Raw genomic sequence first — 19,027 nt, 5'->3', positions numbered from 1 at the left:
TCAACCCAACCTACCAAAAAATGAGTGAAGTACAGAGAAATCCGTTGAGGTACGAAACCCAACCTACCAAAAAATGAGTGAAGCACAGAGAAATCAGGTTTGTTCAAGAAATCGGGTTTCTGGAGTCCACTCGATCGAACTGAAAACCGCGATCGCACTCCCCCTCTCGTTGGCTAATCCGTTAAATCCGCTACAGCAACCCCCGTCAACCCTGGTATCTTACGACGCAAGCAAATAAGTGGGGCTTTGGGACTACTTTCCGAGTATTCCCTGTTTTCAAGAGTGCATTTTTAGGTAATTCTATATTAGGGGCGTTGACAAAATTAGTGCATAATGCAATATATCTCCACTTCGGTATTGCCGATCGCGAGAAAGCGTGCAAGGACGCAGTTTTATGCCAGACGCAGAAGCAACGCCGGAAAGGGAGCTTTTACTTTCCTGGGGGTCTTAAGAGAAAGAAAATGAAAAAAAGATTGCCGTTTTATCTAATTTTTCTTGTACAGGGAGTTTTTTTAGGGATGGGGCTAGTTAACGCACAGCAGCTAGCTTTGTCCTTAAACAGTAATCCGGCAATCTTGCCCTCAACGCAGCAAGTGCAGCCGATCGCAAATCAGGAGAGCGAAAAAGCACAGCAGTCAAATCCTGGCAGCAACAACACCAGGGATTCCCAGTTGCAGGGGTACGATCGCATCATTAAAAATACGGATAAATTGCCAGGACTGTTCACCCTCTACCGCCACAAAGCCACAGGCAAAATTTATTTGGAAATCAAACGAGAACAACTGCATAAAAACTACCTCGCCACCATCACGATGGCATCCGGTATCGGCGAACGAGGTATTTACAGCGGACTGCCTTTACAAGATTTCCTTTTCTACTTCCGCCGCGTCAATAACAACTTGCACTTCATTGTCCGCAACGTTAATTTTCGCACAAGTTCGGGAGACCCCCAAGCGCGTTCTGTCGATCGCTCCTTTTCCGACTCAGTTCTGTACTCTCTCCCCATCAAAAGCACTCATCCCCAACAGCAAACAATGCTTGTAGATTTGGGCGACTTACTGCTGAAAGATGTGCCCAATTTAAGCGCTATGCTGACAGAAGTTTTGGATATTCGTTACCTACTCGACAAAGAGAAAACTTATTTCGGCGCTGCCAAAGCTTTTCCTCTAAATATAGAAATTGACTCGGTTTATAATTTCTCCTCATCGGATAACTCTAGCGATCGCGTTTACCTACCCACCGTACCCGACACCAGGGCGGTTACTCTCAAAGTACATTACAGTTTCTCCCAGTTACCGGAAAACAACGGCTACATCCCGCGTTTGGCAGACGAACGCATTGGCTATTTCATCACCACCTACCAGGACTTTTCCAAAGACGACAGTCGCGATCTCTATGTGCGCTACATTAATCGTTGGCATTTGCAAAAGCAAGACACCTCCACCTCTCCCCCGACCCCTCTGCCACAAGGAGAGGCGAATAATACTCCCACTCCCCCCCTATCCCCACCAAAACAACCGATCGTCTTTTGGATTGAAAACACTGTTCCTCTGGAATACCGCGATGCGATCCGCGAAGGTGTACTGATGTGGAACAAAGCATTTGAAAAAGCGGGATTCAAAGATGCCATTCAAGTGCGACAAATGCCAGATGATGCTAAGTGGAATCCAGCCGATGTGCGCTACAACACGATTCGCTGGCTGAATTCTCTGGATGGAGCATTTGCCAGAGGGCCATCCCGCGTCAATCCGCTGACCGGACAAATTTTGGATGCCGATATTATTGTAGATGCCGGTTTGGTGCGATCGCGCAAGCAGGAATTTCGCGCTCTCATTCAATCTAACCAATCCGAAACAAACTCTTTTTTAGCCAATCTCATCAACAACGGCAGTCTCTGCACGCACAGTAGCTCAAATCCTGAAGCCGAAATGCAAAAGAGAACTTTTTTGTCAAGTCTGGCTCGCGATAACGACCTGTGTTACGGCGTCGAATCTGCCAATCAACTGGCGATGGGGTCAGTAGCGCTGTCGCTGCTGAATGAGGAAAAGCCCAGTCATGAGAAAATCAAGGAATACGCACATCAATTTGTGCGATCGCTGATTGCCCATGAAGTAGGACACACTCTAGGATTGAGACACAACTTTCGCGGTAGCACTTTCCTGAAACCGGAAGAATTGAACAACACCGAAATTACTCGCAGCAAAGGGATGTCCAGTTCTGTGATGGACTATCTACCGGTGAATTTAGCACCCCCCGATGCCCAGCAGGGAGATTATTTTACCAACATTGTTGGCCCCTATGATGAGTGGGCGATCGAGTACGGTTACAAAATTAGCGGCGCGACTGCACCCGCAGATGAAAAGCAATTTTTGGCAGAAATTGCCCAAAAACAAACCATTAACCCAGAATTATCTTACGCACCAGATGAGGATAGCTACGACCTCGACCCCACTGCCAACCGCTACGATATGAGTAGCGATCCCCTGCGCTACTCGCTCTGGCAACTGGATAACGCACGCCTGATGTGGGATCGTCTGAATAAGCGTTCCCCAGCTGACGATGAAAGTTACAGCGATCTGAGCGAATTGTTTGACAGGGTGTTTGTCTACTATTTGCAAAACGTATCTTTCATCATGAAATATATTGGCGGACAATCGTTTTATCGCGATCGTCCGGGTAGCGCTAACGCACGTTTGCCATTTGAAGCGGTGTCGGTAGAAAAACAGCGCGAGGCATTGACAGCAATTCAAAAATATGTATTTGCCGAAGATGCTTTTAATTTCCCGCCGGAATTGCTCAACAAGTTAGCACCGTCGCGTTGGGAAGATTGGGGTGATCGATTGGAAGTCGATCGGCTCGACTACCCCATTCACGATAGCATTTTCATGCCCCAAAGCTACGTTTTGAGAAGTCTGCTATCTAATAATCGTCTCAAACGATTGCGCGATATCGAACTTAAAAATCAATCCGGACAAGCGCTGACAATGCCTGAATTGTTTAATACTTTGCAAACGGGTATCTGGAAGGAGGTGCTGCAAGCAGAAAATAACGCTGTAAAAATATCCAGTTTGCGTCGCGCATTGCAGCGGGAACATTTAAACATTTTAGTAGGTATGGTGTTGCGAACCAATAAAGTCCCCGAAGATGCACGCACTCTTGCTTGGGAAAAACTCCGCCAATTGCGTCAGAAATTAGATCTGACTCTCAAACACGAAGACTCTAACTTGGATGACTATACTAAGGCTCACTTGTCAGAAACTCGCGCCCGCATTTACAAAGTCTTGGATGCGCCTTTGCCTTCAAAAACAGGGAACAGCGCCTAAAATTATCCTGTCTAACGCACTCTACAGCCTCTAGCCAGAAACTCTTTCAATCCTTATACCATAAATGAACCTATTTAGCAAATAACTTTAAAAAATGTGAAGTTACCATAAAACAAATATTAAGATTGGATAAATATATAATTTTTTTTTATATAAAATTACATTTCAATTATATTTAAATTATCTAAGGATTAAACCTATCCAAAGAGATAAATCATCTAAAAAAAGCATATAAGGAGCCTAAAATGAGATACTCCCAAATCTGGCTTGTCAGTCTTCTCAGCGTTGCAGCATTGGGATCTGCCTACCTGCCAGTCAAAGCACAGCCAGCACAGACACAGACAGGGCCTTGCGTTAATGATGCAGCCAATATTCAAGAGCAAGGAACCAACATTGTTCTTACTGGGAACCGCAACGCCGCTGATGTCGGTAACTCCCAAACAAATGTTAACCAGGGTTCCAGACCTTGTGGCAGCACTGGCAACGTACAGAGACAGCGTACTAATATTGACGCTCAAGGCAATGATAACGATGTTCGGGTGAACAATCGGCAAACAAATGTTGACCAAAGCGATACAGGAAACTCAAGTGGTCGTCGCCAGGTTAATTTTGGTAACTAAATCAATTAGCATTAGATTTTCCTAATTACCTACTCCAAATACGAGGGAGAGAGTACCAAATTCCAACTCTCTCCTTATATCCATATAAAACAAGTTTGTCTCACTTCTAAAATAAGGAGTTAAGCCATGAAAATTAGATCGTTATTCTCTGTTAGCTCATTATTATTTTCTGCTGGCCTGACTTTAGCACCTGCTTCGACACCTTCAGCTTCTTCCCAATGCGTGATGACTGATGTAGGGCCGCAAGTTACAATCAGCGGTTCTCGTCAACCAACAGAACGCAGCAACAATGTAAATATGCAAAGTCAAGGGCCTTGCACTGGAAATTCTATTACTACAACAGGCGACCAACTTCAACAAGGTGGAACAAATCGAGCCGTACAAAGAAGAGAAGTTAACCAACAAATGCAAGGTGGTAGCGACAACGGCACGGGAGTTAGTGGCCCAACCGTGCGAGTCAGAGTTAACCCCACAGCTGATGTATTTAACCCAGCTGACGATCCCAATAATCCAGCTAATCGAATTCAAAAGTAATTGCCCATTGAATTCGCTTAGAAAATATAGATTTTGTTGCTAGTGATTTAAGCCTGTTCTGCAACAAAATACAATCTCAATTCCAACTAAACTAAAGGTTGACTTTTTATGAAAATCAAAATTTTGGCTTTGGCTAGCCTTTCTGCTGCCTTACTAGCAGCGGCTTGCACAATAGTATTCGCTCAAGTATCAGTCCAAACCGATGAAACTTCGGTTGAAATTAACGGCAATGGAGTTTCTGTTCAGTCTGGAAATAACAGAGTCAACGTCAGAAATTCCGATGATTGGGATAATACTGATAACTGGGACACCCCCAGAACGCCCCGGCAACCTAGAACTCAAAGAAATACTGCCCAACCGCAGCAAGATCGTAACCCATCTAGAAACCAAGGAATAAGCATAATCCAAACTCAGGAATCAACCATTAATCTTAGTTCCAACAATCTCAGGAAACCGAATACTTTAATAATCAGTGGAACTACACCCGGAACGCAATTAAACGGAGATGTTAAGGTAAATGGTGTGGTTGTGCAAAGGTTGAGAAACAACCGCACTCAAATTAATCTTTCACCTCGACTTTCTAAGGGAAGTAATACAATCGAAATCTCAGGAGGATATAGACCAACAAGTAGTTCGGTTCAGATTTTATTCTCAGGGCCAAATACCAGGATTTCTCAACAAACTGAAGGCAACGGAACCCTCAACCAAACTTTGATTATCAATGTAGATTAATCAAAGTTAATTTGCCCAAAAAATATCATAATTTGACCACTATAGATGACATCATTTAAATGAGAATTGATGTTTATTTTGACATGAAAAATAAACGATATATGTTGTGCTAAATGAATTAAATATTTATTAATCAAACTTTGTCAATTATTCAGCTAAGATACCAGCGTTAATGATTAAAGAGGCAATAAAACAATGGGAAAGAAATTTTCCGTAATGCTTATTTGTACAGGGTTGACCATTATGGTTACTCCCACAATGATTGCGATCCCTGGCTATTCGCAACAAACCTTAACCCAACCGCAAACAACTACTCCGACTATTGGAGATAACTCAAACAATAACCTGCTTAATGCTTCACCAAACCAAAATAACAACAATAACAATTTCAACAATAACTTTCCTGAATACCCCGATCGCAACATTTTTCCCTTAAATGTTCCTATGGACACTCCTGTTAATACAGAAAATGATTGGGGGTTTAATCTTTCGGTTGGAGTTAACACTCTGGACACTTCTAATGTAACAATATACCTTGGGGTTATTTTTCAACCAGGACGTAGCAATTCTCACAATGTTAGGATGGAGCGGCTGCGAAAAGAAACAGAATTACTGGAAGCTCAAAGGCAAGTTTCAGAAGCGCAACTGGGATTAATTCAAAAGCAAATAGCTGAAGCTGAACTTCGTTTGCAGCGATTGCAACAATCCTCTGGATCTCAACTGTAAACCACTTTCATATCGCACATATAGGGGCTCCACAAGGGATGCCCTCTATGTAATAAAAAAGCAAAAGTTGCATTCGCGTTAAGTTGCTAAACTCAGATCTTGCACTAGGGATAGAAACCGGGTTTCTTGCTTGTAGCTAAACTTGAAAGCCTATATTTTTCGCGAACAAACCCGGTTTCTTAGGTCTTGTTGAGAATGCTTGGGGGGATGGCGACACATCTAAGTTTTATCAATGGGGCGGCGGCGATGCCCACCCCACAAGACTTTCACATTCTGGCAATTATTAAAATTAGATGCGCCACAGCCGATCGATCTGAGCGCCGAGCGCCGAGCGCTGACAGCTTGTTAAAATAGTACATATATAAACTGCATAATTGCCGATGATAAATTTATCAATAAATCCTTATCTTCAGTTACTTTATGCCAATTTTCTACATCTACAAGACGGGATAGAGAACGCCAGACCCCTGCTTTCTTGAGAGTTTCACCCTCGACAATTCCTGTAACGACTACTATAGCTCCTTGTCGATCGGGCAAACGGGATAGCGACAGTTCTTCTGCCAATTCGTATCTAAGTTTTTGGGAATTTTTACCGATTTTTCTAGTCTTATCTGGCAGTCGATCGCCTACTTTTACTCTGTTGTTCAGTGCTTTTATTTGCTGCCATGCCACTTTGAAACCTGGGCGCTCGTCACAAGGGATAACAGCGCGATCGATTACATCTAAAAAACCTCGATCTTTTCGCAAGGCGCAAGCAGCAAGCATCCGCAAAAATGCTTCGTCAGCAGTTTTACCGATCCAGACTACAGAATTAAATATTTCCCGACCCTGAAAATCAACACCCCGCCTTGTTGTCAGGCCAAAAATAAGTAATATTAATTCTTCTCCGTATTTGGCTATAACAATTGAAGGATAATTTTTTTCTCTTAAGCCATCCACACAATGAAGTAAAGGAGGTTTAATTTGTTGGTTATCATCGCGCAGCCAAATATAGTCATGGTTTGGAGATGCTCCACAACTTTGGACATATATTTGCATCATCTCCTCCCGCATCTACTCATATTTAACCATCCTTCCTCGTCTTGCAAAATTGCAAAACCACCCGTTGTTTTGCAATTTTTGGCAAATTCAATAGCTGCTTCCCTAAAAGCAATATCTTCAAAAATATCTCCCAGTACTTTGCGGAGATATTTCCAAATTACAAAACGCTGTTCTAGGTGAATCTTGAGCAAAAATCGCAATAAATATCGCAGCGGTTGTTCGCAGTCTCTCGGCTGATAAGTGGCCGCATTAGTTTTCCGAAAATAAAACTGTGGATATGGGTGTCCGTTGAGGTTTTGAACTTTTATTCTGGAAAATTCTACATTTCCTAATGTTTGGATAGGTGTAACAACTGCCACCACATGGTAACGTAAATTCGGCTTATCGAAAAACTCAATCAGAGATCTATATCCCTCGTGAACCCGATTTAGTAAATTGGCCGGATATTGCCGCATATACTTTTCGCATTTAAGCGGAACGAAGATCACCAGCCGTGGCTCTTTTAAATTTTGGTAAGCCGTTTTAAAGTAATCTGTTACTAGATTCGGCTTGTTAATTAGATCGTGCCATCGTCCCTCTTCTTCCATAAGAGCAGGTGCATCAATAGCAATCAGCACAATTCCGCACTCATCGAGAAGGTTAGTGACGGATTCCATATCGGATATTAAATCCTTGCCTGGAAAATCTTTAAAAAAAAGTTTTACCGATGCGTCCATACCTGCCTTGACAAGGCTGAACTCGAAATCTTGAGTTTCTGTAGTACCCTTAATGCCTCCTCTTGCTTCCAGCTCATCTTGGTTATCGAAACAGCTTTTCAGCTCGGCTCTCTTATCCTGCATAATTAAAGAAGTTTTCAATTCCGGTCGCAGCATTAACACAGTTTTTTGGGTAGTTCTGTCGAATTGCTCGGACATAGCGGTCAGGAGGCTGGTTTTCCCGACTCCTCTAGGGCCAAACACAGTGATTTTAATTTTTCTGGGCCCTTCTATCGGTTTTTGGAACAGATCTTTAGCGGACTGGAAAAAGTTTTTGTGTTGAGATGCACTCATATCCCTTTCATTCCTTATTTTAAGATGATATTTCAAAATCCAGGCTCTGATGCGATCGCTTCTTCTACACGCTTGACCAACTCTAGCCACTTCTGACGCTGACGAGTATTTTCACCCAATGCTTCAAACTCAGACGACCATATTATGGCTCGCTCTGCTTGCAGAAAAATCCGCCATCCATCTTTAACGCCTTTGGCACGCAATACTCGATCTACAAACTCCTCTACAATCGCATAAGAAGCTTGACTGGGCTCATTGAGTAACTGCTTCAGAGCTTGTTTGCAATCGTACAGCACTTCATCATAAAGTGTACTGAGAAAGTTATATATTTGCTTGGCAGAGAAAGGTTGGGACAGTTGAGGAGCTTTGTCCGGCATTAGCTTGTCTAGCTGTTTCCTAATCCGGTGCTGAATCACTTCTCGATAAGAAAGATTAAATTCAGACAGTATTTGAAATCCCAGCTTAATGTCTTGCAGTTTTTCGTTTCCCAATTCGTTATTTTCTTGCTTTGGCAGTCTATCCGCAATTGCCACTATTAATTCTGCGCCTCGAACTTCTGTCCCTGTTAGCTTTCCTAAGCGTCCTTGTTCTGCTAACACGTCTGCTACCTTAGACTTGACATTTTCAATAGATATTTTTAACCCTTTATCTAGGGAAAGAAATTGCCGCGATAAGTGAGTCCGAACTTCATTGAGACACATAGTATAGACAGCCTGATAACCCCCTAAGCTAGCACGTAACTGTTCTATTTCCGCTTCTGATGGAATCCCAGGGTTATTTTGGCAACTTTCGATAACAGCGTTGACTAGCTCGCTAAAGTCAGAATTGGGAGTATCGCGCTCCTCAGCAAGGGTATCCAACAAATTTTCGAGTGTCGCGGAAAGCTGATTCCACAACTCATTAAATAAATTGATGAATACTGGGAACCACACATCATGGGATTCTCCTTGCCCCAAAGTTATTTTAGCTTTCTGCACTAAAATCTTGATTTTACTTCGGAGTTGGTTAATACTATCCCGGCGAACAGAGGCATACTGTTGATCCAGTGAAGTCATTTCACTGGTAAGGTAGTCAAGGATCGGATCGAGAATTTTTGCATTTACCTCTTCGGTATTTTGACAATTGGCGATCGCGCAATCTACTACGTTGATGTGAACATCACCGATTGTGCGTTGGAGATATTCGCAGTTTTTAAGGTTGTCATTGGCTGGTGATTCAGCAACTATGCGATTCAGAACCATGAAAGACCATTTTTCTATTGGTAACTCAACCAAAGCAGTACGCACTTTATCGTATATCCCAACATGGTCATCGATATCCCAATACGCACCTGTTGGATTTGGTAGGCGCATGAACAGGACAAAATCAACATCTTCGCCCAGTGCTTTGACTAACCTTTCTTCGTCTCCAACAGTCGTATTCCCCAAACCTGGCATATCGACTAGCGCGATTTGTCCAACATCGTCTTGAGGAAAATTACAAGTAACTCTAGCTTCTCGCACTGCTACATAATTATAGATAGGCTTACCAGCCAAGTTATGCTGTGCCACGTATTCCCTAATTTCCGCAGCCGAAATTGTTCGGGGTGAGGGAGAGCGTAAGAAATGCCGATATTGCTTGATATTTTTGTGGTATTCTTGCAATTTTTTATGTTTAGACTCAAATTCCGAAATGTTTTTCAGGTGATGTGGTAATTCCGGAAGAGGAGCTGCTGCCGCAAATTCATCAAGTGTACAAGGGCGCTTACTGAGAGAAAGTTCTGTATAATACAATGCAATAACTTCATCAAAAAAAGAGCGCTCCGTGTAAAACCAGACTTCACCATAAGTTTCCACATTCGGATCGTGGCGAATAATCACCTTGACTCCTGTGCAGTGCTGGCGATCGCTAGTTGGTATTTCTTCTGCGGAAAGTCCTGATAAACTTCGTAATAAAGTACTCTTGCCTTCTCTTGCTTTTCCCACTACCCCAATGTTGAGCGTATCCCGAAGAAAGCGATTTTTTAGCTTACTAAGCGCTTTTAATTCCAACTGAATATCGCTGAGAATATCTGGGATATTAATTTTTGAAAATTCTTTCAATTCCGAGCATATCCTTTCATCATCAATTTGTTCCACAAGCTCATCACAGTAGCTTTTTAGATCGCGCAGCACTTCTTCGTAAAAATTCAGTTTCGCTTCCTCAACCGCTATTTTATGAGCGTAAGGTTTGCGGTTTTGAATAATGCTAGCAATTCGTGCAGATCTGGGCGTGTCCATTGATAGAGCAATGTACGTAACAGCTTTGTTTAATAGAATACCTGTTTCAAACTACAGATAACACCGTATCCCCAAAGTAGGTTTTATACCAAAAATGAGTATCCGATCTACATATTTAACTAAAAATTTACATAAATTAATCAGCAGTAATTAGACCAAACTTATGCTTTGAGAATTTTGGTCGGCTCTCCCAAAATTGGGATTGTAAATATTTAACCGTAGTTAAATGCAGATGAACCACACATTCCAAATGTGCAGGTCACCTATCCAACTTTTGAGATTCGGTTTCAGAGAAATTTATCCTGCATTGCAGAATTCCTTTCGCTTGAAACCATTATCCAGTGAGGCTTTGCCAATATCGGTCAGTCGCCCCAGAGGAGTAATATAGATGCCACCCTGATGTAGCCTAGATTTAAGGCTGTGTTTTATTCAAAATATTTTAGGGTATTTTTTGTAAGTTAGTCTATCGACTGCGTAACAGTTTGTTTGTTTTCTCTGAAATTAACACAGTTTCTAAGTTGCAGAAATATTTACAACACTTTACCTTGCAACTTTATGCAGTCAATGGCGTGCCATCCATAAACTCCTCCTGATGTTGTAATTGATAGGATATGTTTGCCTTGGGCGAGCCCAACCATAGGAATTTGGTTTTGCTTAAGCAGCCCTTGTTGCGAACCGGGAACTCTCATCAACAGTTGCCCATTTATAAATAAGTTATCTTCTTCTAAACCAAAGCGATCGTACAATAAAACCAATTCTCCAAAAGCATAGTTACGCTTCACAGTAAAGATGATATTGACTTGGGCGGTTGTCAGCGGTCTGACATATGGTAAGATGGCAGGCACGCCCATCCAACCGGGCATCAGGGGGCGAGCGATCGAATTGGGGTCTCTCTCCACATCGTACCGTCTACATCGTCAAACACCTGTCCGGCGATGGGGACGCTGACGCTAATTCCTTTGCCGGTATTGGTAACGGCTCCCAAAATTGTAGCGCTAGCGGGGTGATCGGGATATTCGGGTTGAGGAAAGGTAATGCTGAAACCCATTGCCTGCAATGTCTGTGCAATGCTATCTTTCTGGATGGCCATAACTGGGGTTGACCTGAGAATTATGCGATCGCATATCAAAATACCACATCTTTACTTTTCAAAACCTTACCATCAGCTTCAAATCCTCGTTGCAACCCATCAAAATACTTTTCTACATTAGACTCCATCCACATTGCTGTTTCGCAATGCCCTAAAACAGTCGCTTTCTCCATTACACAACGCCAATTTATTAATGCAGTACCAGCTTTTTCGATCGCATCCAGACTTTGGAACACAGCCTGTGGGATTTGTACGGGCGAAACAGCATATCTTAGCAATTTTTCAGCACCTTCAGGGCAAACAATCGTGTTATCTTCGACAATAATCTTACCATTATCGTGGCGCTCTTCTCCTTGCCAATAGACTTTTCCGTTTAACGTATAACCCCAAGGTTGAATAAAGCGATCGATCAGATATTGCAACCATTCGATGTAGTGATAGAACTTCTCGCCGCCATCCCACTGAATACCGCTACCATTATAGTTAGGAACCCATCGGCACCACAATCCAGGTTGTCCGGCTGGCGGTCGGTTGTAATCCACAATGGAAATTTCTGAATCTCTATCCCACTTTTCGTTCACAAAATAGCAGGCATCTTCACCTAACGGCAAACGAACTGCTTCTCGTGCGGGGTCTGGTACATCTGCCAAGATGGTAACATCTCGCTTCATACGTCTGGTTCTGGAAAATTCTAATAAATAAAGGAATTCGCTATCAAATAATCGTTTGTCTAGATAAAAAGCCCCCTCAAATTCTGTTGTGTATCCCATATTTTATCCTATTACGGAGCGAGGTTTTATCAGCAACGCCCACCGCTGAAAGATCGAAAAAATCATCCTTCGGCCTCCATTGGAGGACGTTTGCCTTTGAAGAGATAAGTAGTCATATCTCTCTTACCTTGTACATGGATAATTCCCCGCTCCTCAAAAATATACCGATTTTTTTATAGTTCATAAATTGCGGGTGTGACTTGAATACAATTCGGTATAGCTTGAGATTCGATGCGACTGGCTGTGTTCCCAGTATCGCCCCACAGATCGAAGATAAACTTTTTTAGAGCGATCGCCATCCAGCTGCCCAGCCACCACCAATTAGGCCAGCTCGCGCAGATGGGTGAGGTCTCATATCGAATTGCAGTCAAAAATCAAAAGAAAGGGCGTCGGGATTAGGGGCTAGGGCGTCGGGAAGAGGTAGGAATTTTGACTTTTGACTTCTCCCGCTCCCACTCAGCCGCATCTTCAAGGGAAATAGGAGTGTGACGATCGACAAATTGTCCACTGCGATCGCACTCTTCCATCTCCCCCAAAACTGGATGCAACCGCGCTGTAACCGCTTAGCTTGCTTGTACCGTAGGGATTTGCGAAAAAGCGATCGCAACTTGCCATTTGAAGTAAAAACAGTCACCTAAGAGAGTGACACACAACGAGACAAAATCCTAACTGCATTTTTTTATTCTGAACCTAGAGAACGAAAACATTAAAAAAAGGGCATCAAACTTATGCAGAACGATATCAACTTCCCAATGATCGCTATTGTTAACGATTTAGATGCTCTGATAACTGAAATTGACGAAAACCCGCAGCTTTCTTCCTGGGTAGTTCGTCTGGTACTTAAGTCTATAAAAGATAAAGCACGAAATATGGTTATGGAAACTGCCCCGACCCCAGTATCGGCAAATCAAGTTCCTCATTTGGAAGCTTTGGGCAACTCATCGCCTATTGCTACGAAAGTTAGAGTTCTCAAGTGATAACAAAAATTTATCCAATCGTAGGGTGGGTTAGGCACGGGCGATCGATTCAGTACTTTCAACCAATAATTAACGAACCGTGCCGTAACCCACCATCCCACTTATCTGTAACATATACAGACATTTTCCACGATAAACTAACTGTTAACTAACTATCAGCTTTCAGTATTCAGCGGAGAGCTAGAGCGCCAGTCTAGTAGAATAAATTGACAAAAAAACGAAATATGTTTTATGTAGGGGCGAACGCGAGTGCGGCGCGGATGTGCTTATACCATTTCTCTATGAAGATACGTTTAATATAACGCAATTAACCAAAGCTCCATCAGGAATGAGGTGTATAAAAACACGGCGGTGAGTTGAAGTGCCTTTCAGCGCCGGGTCAAGAAACAGAATTTGCGATCGCGATCCGATCGGTCAGAAAAAAAAGGTGATTAAAAGCGAGTACCGATACCTTTACACAGACGCCGATCGCTCGGATCGAGATTAGCATTAGTGAGGAGATAATCGCGCACCCAATCGCAACCGCGACTCAGTAAATTATCCAAATCTTTCAGTTGCTGCCAATCATATAAAACGATCGTACCGTTCTTATCCGCTAAAGCCAAAATTTTACCGTCGGGGCTAAAACTGACACTCAAAACGCCTTCGCTATGTCCTTTGAGAGTGCGGATAGGACTGCCGTCCCGCCGCCAAAGTTTCACAGTCTTGTCCAAACTGGCAGTAGCGAGAATTTGACCGTCCGGCGACCAAGCCATATCCCAGACCGCATCATTATGTCCGGTAATAGTTTTCAGCAATGTACCGTCATACTTCCAGAGTTTGACAGTATTGTCAAAACCACCACTAGCCAGAATTTGACCGTCGGGAGACCAAGCGACAACTCTCACCCCCTCCTTATGTGCTGGGAGGGTCTTAATAAGAGTGCGATCGCGCTTCCACAGTTTGATAGTACTATCCCCACTGCCAGAAGCGATCGTCTCCCCATCCGGAGACCACGCTACGGTATAGACAGTTTTGGTATGCCCTGACAAGGTAAATGCGCGAGCCCCACTCCAAGTCCAGATTTTCACGGTATTATCATCATTGGCAGTCGCCAGCATCTGACCGTCCGGCGACCACGCTACATCCCAAATTTCTTCGCTATTAGCGTTAATAGTTGCAATCCCCGTACCGTCAGACTGCCAAAGTTTCAAAGTTTTGTCCCAACTGACACTAGCTAAAGTCAGACCGTCCGGCGACCACGCCGCGTTCCACACCTCATCGGTATGGCCGGTCAAGGTTCTCAACAGACTACCGTCACGCTTCCAGAATTTGAGCGTTCTGTCAGCGCTGGTCGATACGAGAGTTTGACCGTCCGGCGACCAAGCGACACTCCTGACCAAATCTTTATGTCCTCTGAGGATTGCGATCGGTTTTTTATCGTCCAAGGGCCACAGTTTCACCGTCCCATCCCCACTCGCTGTCGCCAGAGTGCGTCCGTCCGGGGAGAAACTCACACCATAGATTTGCTGGGTATGTCCGGTGATGGTATCTACCAAGCTACCATCTGGCTTCCAGAGTTTTATGGTAGCGTCATCGCCAGCAGAAGCGATCGTTTTACCGTCCGGCGACCAAGCGACACTCCTGACACCCTTGCTATGACCGGTGAAAGTTGCCACCAGGGTACCGTCCGCTTTCCACAGTTTCACAGTGCTGTCCCCGCTACCGGTGGCTAAAAGTTGGCCATCGGGCGACCACGCCACACTCCAAACTCCTTCAGTATGTCCCGTGAGGGTTTTAATTGGGGTACCGTCCGCTTTCCACAGTTTGACAGTTTTGTCCTCGCTGGCGGAAGCGAGAGTTTGACCGTCCGGCGACCAAGCTACGCGCCAAACTTCAGCCGTATGTGCGATAAAGGTTTTTAACCTTACGCCGTCACGATTCCACAGTTTAATCGTGTTATCTCCAGTACCGCCGGATGTGGCGAGAATTTCTCCATCGGGCGACCAAGCTAAACCTCTGACGGAAGCTGTATGTTCTTCCAAGGTTTTTAGCAATGCGCCGTCCTGATTCCACAGTTTGACAGTTTTGTCCCAACTGGCGGTAGCGAGGATTTTACCGTCGGGCGACCAAGCTACCTTTCTGACAGAATTGCCGTGTCCTTCTAGGGTTTTCAGCCAAGTGCCGTCGGGACTCCAGAGTTGCGCGGTTTTGTCCTGACAGGCAGTGGCTATTATCTTACCGTCCGGCGACCAAGCTACATCCCAAATAATACCGCTATTCTTTTCCAAGCGGTTGCCTTCTTTTACCCAGGCTACTGCCTGCTGTAGTGCGGTCATCACTTGCGCCCGCACTTCGGGGTCGCCTTTTGCCCAAGGCGATCTTTGCATTTTCGTTCCCGCTTCCAATCCCGCTATCAAAGCTTCAAATTCTTGATTGGAAGCAAACAGCGCTTCGGAAGTTTTGCTGAGGGCAATTAACTCGCGTTTTGTGGCGTTTTGGTACTGAAAAAAAGCTACTACTGCGAAGACAGTTGCGACAATTGAAACGGAAGTTACAGCACCCAAGGCGATTCTTTGACGCCGAATTTCTGCTTGTTGTCGTGCTGTTTCTGCCTTGCGGCTGCTGTTGACATATTCTCTTTGCAATTGGGTCGGTAACGGTTCTTTCTCTCCCCCGTCGATCAGCCAATGTTCTGCTTCTTCTAGGTCTCTACCCCGTAGCAAAAAGCTATCGTCTTGCCCTTTTTTCTCCCACTCGGTCGCCCTTACCAGCAAGCGCGTGTGCGATCGCACATGGTCTAGGTCGGTATCCAGTGCTTTGAGGAGTTTTTGGAAGTTAAGATCGAAATCTTCGTCCTGGGCAAAGAATATCCAGTTGTGTTTTACTAAGGCTGGATGGATGGCTTTATCTTCTGCCATCCGATATACGATCGGTACTAGCCTTTTATTGTGCTTGACAGCATGGTCTATTTCCTGACGGCAGACGGCAGAATTAACTGAATCCGGACTGATGACAAACAAAAATGTGTTCGCACCCTCTATTCCTACCTGAATTTCCTCCCACCAATCTGCCGTAGGCGGAATATCTTCCCAATCTACCCATGTGTCTCGATCGTATTGTTCGAGGGCTGTATGTAGCCGTTTTACGAAATCTTTATCCTTGCGGGAGTAGGAAATAAAAACGTCACTCATGTTGCCCTCACCAGACCCTGCGATCTTTTAATTCTAAGCTAAGAGCTTTTGTTAAGCTACCATAACTAATGCCATAAAATATCTCTTTGGGTAGACTTTTTTCCGAAAATAATATGCTTGTAGCGATCGATACACCTATTTTTAGGATTGCACACTAAAAAGGAAGCATCGCTAACATGAAAACGGTTATCTCAAACGAGTCACTGACAAAATTGTACAAAGGAAGTTTTTACATATGGCAGATGCAGCGCAAAATCAGTCTCCTCACCATGTTGTAATAGTCGGTGGCGGCTTTGGCGGACTTTATGCTGCCCAAGCACTCGGTCGCGCATCGGTGAAGGTAACTTTAGTCGATAAACGCAATTTTCATCTGTTTCAGCCGTTACTTTACCAAGTTGCTACTGGTAGTCTATCTCCAGCTGATATTTCCTCTCCACTCCGCGCTGTACTGAGTAAGGACAGAAATACGAAAGTGTTGCTGGGAGAAGTAAAAGATATCGACCCGCAACAGCAAAAAATTTTCTTGGCCAATGAAGAACTGACTTACGATACATTAATTGTTGCTACTGGCGTCAGTCACCATTATTTTGGCAACGAGCAATGGGCAACGGTAGCACCGGGATTGAAAACAATAGAAAATGCCTTAGAAATTAGGCGTCGCATTTTCTGGGCATTTGAAGAGGCAGAAAAAGAAAAGGATGCAGAAAAACGGCGTGCTTGGTTGACGTTTGCGATCGTCGGCGGCGGGCCAACTGGTGTAGAATTAGCAGGTGCGATCGCAGAACTTGCCTTTAGCACTCTCAAAAAAGATTTTCGCGATATCGACACCACAGAAACTAAAATATTGTTGTTGGAAGGAGCCGATCGCATCCTCCCTCCCTACCCACCGGAATTATCGGCAAAAGCTTTATCGGCACTGGAAAAATTGGGAGTAACTGTACAAACAAAAACTATTGTAACAGATATTGGTAATAATATTATCACGACAAAACAAGGCGATCGCATCGAAGAAATTCCCGCCCGAACAATATTGTGGGCTGCCGGTGTCAAGGCTTCTAAAATGGGAAAAGTTTTAGCAGAACGCACAAGTGCAGAACTCGATCGCGTCGGTCGCGCAGTCGTCCAACCGGATTTAAGTATACCAAATTATCCCAACATTTTTGTAATTGGCGATTTGGCGAGTTTTTCCCATCAAGATAACAAACCCCTACCCGGTATAGCACCTGTCGCCATGCAGCAAGGCGAATATGTTGCCAAACTAATTAAAAAGCGACTGCTCGGTCAAACAGCTCCTCCTTTTCGTTACGTCGAGACAGGTAGCTTAGCCGTGATCGGGCGAAATGCTGCTGTTGTAGACTTAGGTTATCTAAAATTATCCGGTTTCCTAGCGTGGCTGATTTGGGTATTTGTTCACATTTACTATCTCATCGAATTTGACAACAAATTAATCGTGATGATTCAGTGGGCGTGGAATTATTTCACCCGCCAACGCGGTGCCCGTTTGATCACAGGCGATGAATCTTTGGGTTTAGTTGCTTCTGACACCAAAGGCGATTATTTTGTACCGCAAAAAAGTAAATCGCCAGTTGAAGTGTAAAAGTCAAAAGTCAAAAGTCAAAAGTCAAAAAAAGTAAAATTTGTTTTGTGTAGGGGCGAAGCATATACCTGACGGCAGGCTATCGCCTACGGGCAGAAAATCTTGGGTTTTGTGCAATAAATTGCCGCCCGAATGCTAATGCCTACGGCAAGCTACGCGAACGCCCAGCCGAGGTTTCTATCGGCATACACACGGATCGTGCTTTTGTCAACCTCTTTTCCTCGACTGGCGCTCTAGCTGCTGCTACTGCCAGTACTCTTGGGCAATTTGGGAATCAGCCAGGAGAGGAACTGATCCTGCGATCGCGTTTGCAGGAAAAACTTACCCGGTCCAGTCAAGTCCACCACAAAGCCTTCACCGCTAAACAAGAAAGTCTTCATCCCACCAATTGAGCGGGTCTTGAACTGCATAGATTCACTCAGGGCGACAAGATGCCCGGAGTCAATGGTGTACGACTCTCCCGCCGCCAGGGTAATTTCATGAATCGCACCGTAGGAGCAAAGCACCATTTTGCCCCTGCCCTGAGTTCTGAGCATAAATAGTCCGCCGCCTGTGCCGAAGAAAGACTTGGAGCCGCCCCATTTAGAATCAATTTCGATGCCTATTTCCGATGCCACAAAGGCTCCCGACTGCACCAACATCGGCTCGGTAATCTCAAGAGCGATCAAGTCTCCTGGTAAGGACGGTGCCACAAGAACTTCTCCGCCTCGATCTGGTGCTGTGTACACATTCTGAAAAAAGCTTTCGCCTCCCAGCAACGCCCGTCCCAGCGATTTGAGAAAGCCACCAGTCGCTTCGGTCTTCAACGTTACACCACTCGACATTCCCAGCATCGAAGCGGCTTCTACCCGCACCTGTTCTCCCCCCGATAGCAGAATGCGCCCAATCGTGTAGGCTGGCTGATACATCAGTTCAATATTCATTGAGATTGGCTCCTTATGACGATATTTGAATAATGGCTTATTCCCCACCATCAACAAAGATGATGAAATCGCTGCGAATCCAGCCGATCGCCTTGGATTTCACAAATTCAACTTTACACCAATTGCGGTCATTACCAGGGGTGGAGCTTGACTAAATAGCCAAATTCTTTTCTAAAGTTACTCATAGTTATGAGTGAGCTAGAAGTCTGCCTAC

At 44.3% G+C, this 19,027-nt stretch carries 17 protein-coding genes and 1 pseudogene; 9 read left to right on the top strand and 9 right to left on the bottom strand.

Annotated elements, in window-relative coordinates; all coding sequences use genetic code 11:
* Window positions 1–461 precede the first annotated feature (461 nt).
* The 6 genes from ACE1CD_RS29605 (at window position 462) to ACE1CD_RS29580 (ending at window position 6,289) form a co-directional block, all read left to right on the top strand.
* Window positions 462–3,323 carry a zinc-dependent metalloprotease gene (locus ACE1CD_RS29605; protein WP_374827065.1) on the top strand — a complete coding sequence of 954 codons (2,862 nt, stop codon included), beginning with the start codon at window positions 462–464 and terminating at the stop codon, window positions 3,321–3,323.
* A 245-nt stretch (window positions 3,324–3,568) separates the two neighbouring features.
* Window positions 3,569–3,943 (top strand): hypothetical protein, encoded by a 375-nt coding sequence (locus ACE1CD_RS29600; RefSeq protein ID WP_374827064.1) that lies wholly within the window; start codon window positions 3,569–3,571, stop codon window positions 3,941–3,943.
* A gap of 126 nt (window positions 3,944–4,069) precedes the next feature.
* On the top strand, window positions 4,070–4,477 hold the full coding sequence (locus tag ACE1CD_RS29595) for a hypothetical protein (RefSeq protein ID WP_374827063.1): 408 nt from the start codon (window positions 4,070–4,072) through the stop codon (window positions 4,475–4,477).
* 108 nt (window positions 4,478–4,585) lie between these two features.
* Entirely contained in the window at window positions 4,586–5,209 is a 624-nt protein-coding gene (locus tag ACE1CD_RS29590; protein WP_374827062.1) for a hypothetical protein, read from the top strand.
* A gap of 243 nt (window positions 5,210–5,452) precedes the next feature.
* Window positions 5,453–5,935, top strand: a complete 483-nt coding sequence (locus ACE1CD_RS29585; protein WP_374827061.1) for a hypothetical protein — start codon at window positions 5,453–5,455, stop codon at window positions 5,933–5,935.
* A 207-nt stretch (window positions 5,936–6,142) separates the two neighbouring features.
* The gene (locus ACE1CD_RS29580; RefSeq protein WP_374827060.1) at window positions 6,143–6,289 is read left to right on the top strand and encodes a hypothetical protein; all 147 of its coding nucleotides are present in this window, start codon (window positions 6,143–6,145) and stop codon (window positions 6,287–6,289) included.
* Here ACE1CD_RS29580 and ACE1CD_RS29575 read toward each other — a convergent pair.
* The 7 genes and pseudogenes from ACE1CD_RS29575 to ACE1CD_RS29545 all read right to left on the bottom strand — a co-directional run.
* A complete protein-coding gene (locus ACE1CD_RS29575; RefSeq protein ID WP_374827059.1) occupies window positions 6,281–6,976 on the bottom strand; it encodes a hypothetical protein in 696 nt (231 codons plus the stop codon). The genes ACE1CD_RS29580 and ACE1CD_RS29575 overlap by 9 nt on opposite strands.
* Complete coding sequence (locus ACE1CD_RS29570) at window positions 6,973–8,025, bottom strand: hypothetical protein (RefSeq protein ID WP_374800038.1); 1,053 nt, start codon at window positions 8,023–8,025, stop codon at window positions 6,973–6,975. Before ACE1CD_RS29570 ends, ACE1CD_RS29575 begins: the two co-directional genes overlap by 4 nt.
* Window positions 8,026–8,057: 32 nt before the next feature.
* Window positions 8,058–10,283, bottom strand: coding sequence for a dynamin family protein (locus ACE1CD_RS29565; protein WP_374800036.1), 2,226 nt, complete (start codon window positions 10,281–10,283; stop codon window positions 8,058–8,060).
* Window positions 10,284–10,813: 530 nt separating this feature from the next.
* A complete protein-coding gene (locus tag ACE1CD_RS29560) occupies window positions 10,814–11,182 on the bottom strand; it encodes a hypothetical protein (protein WP_374800034.1) in 369 nt (122 codons plus the stop codon).
* Window positions 11,146–11,373: a hypothetical protein gene (locus ACE1CD_RS29555; protein ID WP_374800032.1), complete on the bottom strand. Its 228-nt coding sequence runs from the start codon at window positions 11,371–11,373 to the stop codon at window positions 11,146–11,148. Before ACE1CD_RS29555 ends, ACE1CD_RS29560 begins: the two co-directional genes overlap by 37 nt.
* A 35-nt stretch (window positions 11,374–11,408) precedes the next feature.
* Entirely contained in the window at window positions 11,409–12,143 is a 735-nt protein-coding gene (locus ACE1CD_RS29550) for a hypothetical protein (protein ID WP_374800030.1), read from the bottom strand.
* A gap of 62 nt (window positions 12,144–12,205) precedes the next feature.
* Window positions 12,206–12,436: pseudogene (locus ACE1CD_RS29545) on the bottom strand (adenylate/guanylate cyclase domain-containing protein); the annotation flags it as partial.
* A 192-nt stretch (window positions 12,437–12,628) separates the two neighbouring features.
* Here ACE1CD_RS29545 and ACE1CD_RS29540 point away from each other — a divergent pair.
* Together ACE1CD_RS29540 and ACE1CD_RS29535 are read left to right on the top strand one after the other, a co-directional pair.
* Complete coding sequence (locus ACE1CD_RS29540; RefSeq protein WP_374800027.1) at window positions 12,629–12,781, top strand: hypothetical protein; 153 nt, start codon at window positions 12,629–12,631, stop codon at window positions 12,779–12,781.
* A 90-nt stretch (window positions 12,782–12,871) separates the two neighbouring features.
* On the top strand, window positions 12,872–13,120 hold the full coding sequence (locus ACE1CD_RS29535; protein WP_374800026.1) for a hypothetical protein: 249 nt from the start codon (window positions 12,872–12,874) through the stop codon (window positions 13,118–13,120).
* A gap of 431 nt (window positions 13,121–13,551) precedes the next feature.
* Here the strand turns inward: ACE1CD_RS29535 and ACE1CD_RS29530 are convergent, their stop codons facing one another.
* On the bottom strand, window positions 13,552–16,293 hold the full coding sequence (locus ACE1CD_RS29530; RefSeq protein WP_374827058.1) for a TIR domain-containing protein: 2,742 nt from the start codon (window positions 16,291–16,293) through the stop codon (window positions 13,552–13,554).
* Between the two features lie 235 nt (window positions 16,294–16,528).
* On the opposite strand from ACE1CD_RS29530, the gene ACE1CD_RS29525 reads away from it, so the two are divergent.
* Entirely contained in the window at window positions 16,529–17,890 is a 1,362-nt protein-coding gene (locus tag ACE1CD_RS29525; protein ID WP_374827057.1) for an NAD(P)/FAD-dependent oxidoreductase, read from the top strand.
* A gap of 233 nt (window positions 17,891–18,123) precedes the next feature.
* On the opposite strand, the gene ACE1CD_RS29520 is transcribed toward ACE1CD_RS29525, so the two are convergent.
* Window positions 18,124–18,813: a TIGR00266 family protein gene (locus ACE1CD_RS29520; RefSeq protein WP_374800020.1), complete on the bottom strand. Its 690-nt coding sequence runs from the start codon at window positions 18,811–18,813 to the stop codon at window positions 18,124–18,126.
* Between the last annotated feature and the right edge of the window lie 214 nt (window positions 18,814–19,027).

It is taken from the genome of Aerosakkonema sp. BLCC-F183 (assembly GCF_041929145.1).
Classification (GTDB): Bacteria; Cyanobacteriota; Cyanobacteriia; order Cyanobacteriales; family Aerosakkonemataceae; genus Aerosakkonema.
This window is presented reverse-complemented; position numbering and strand designations above follow the sequence as displayed.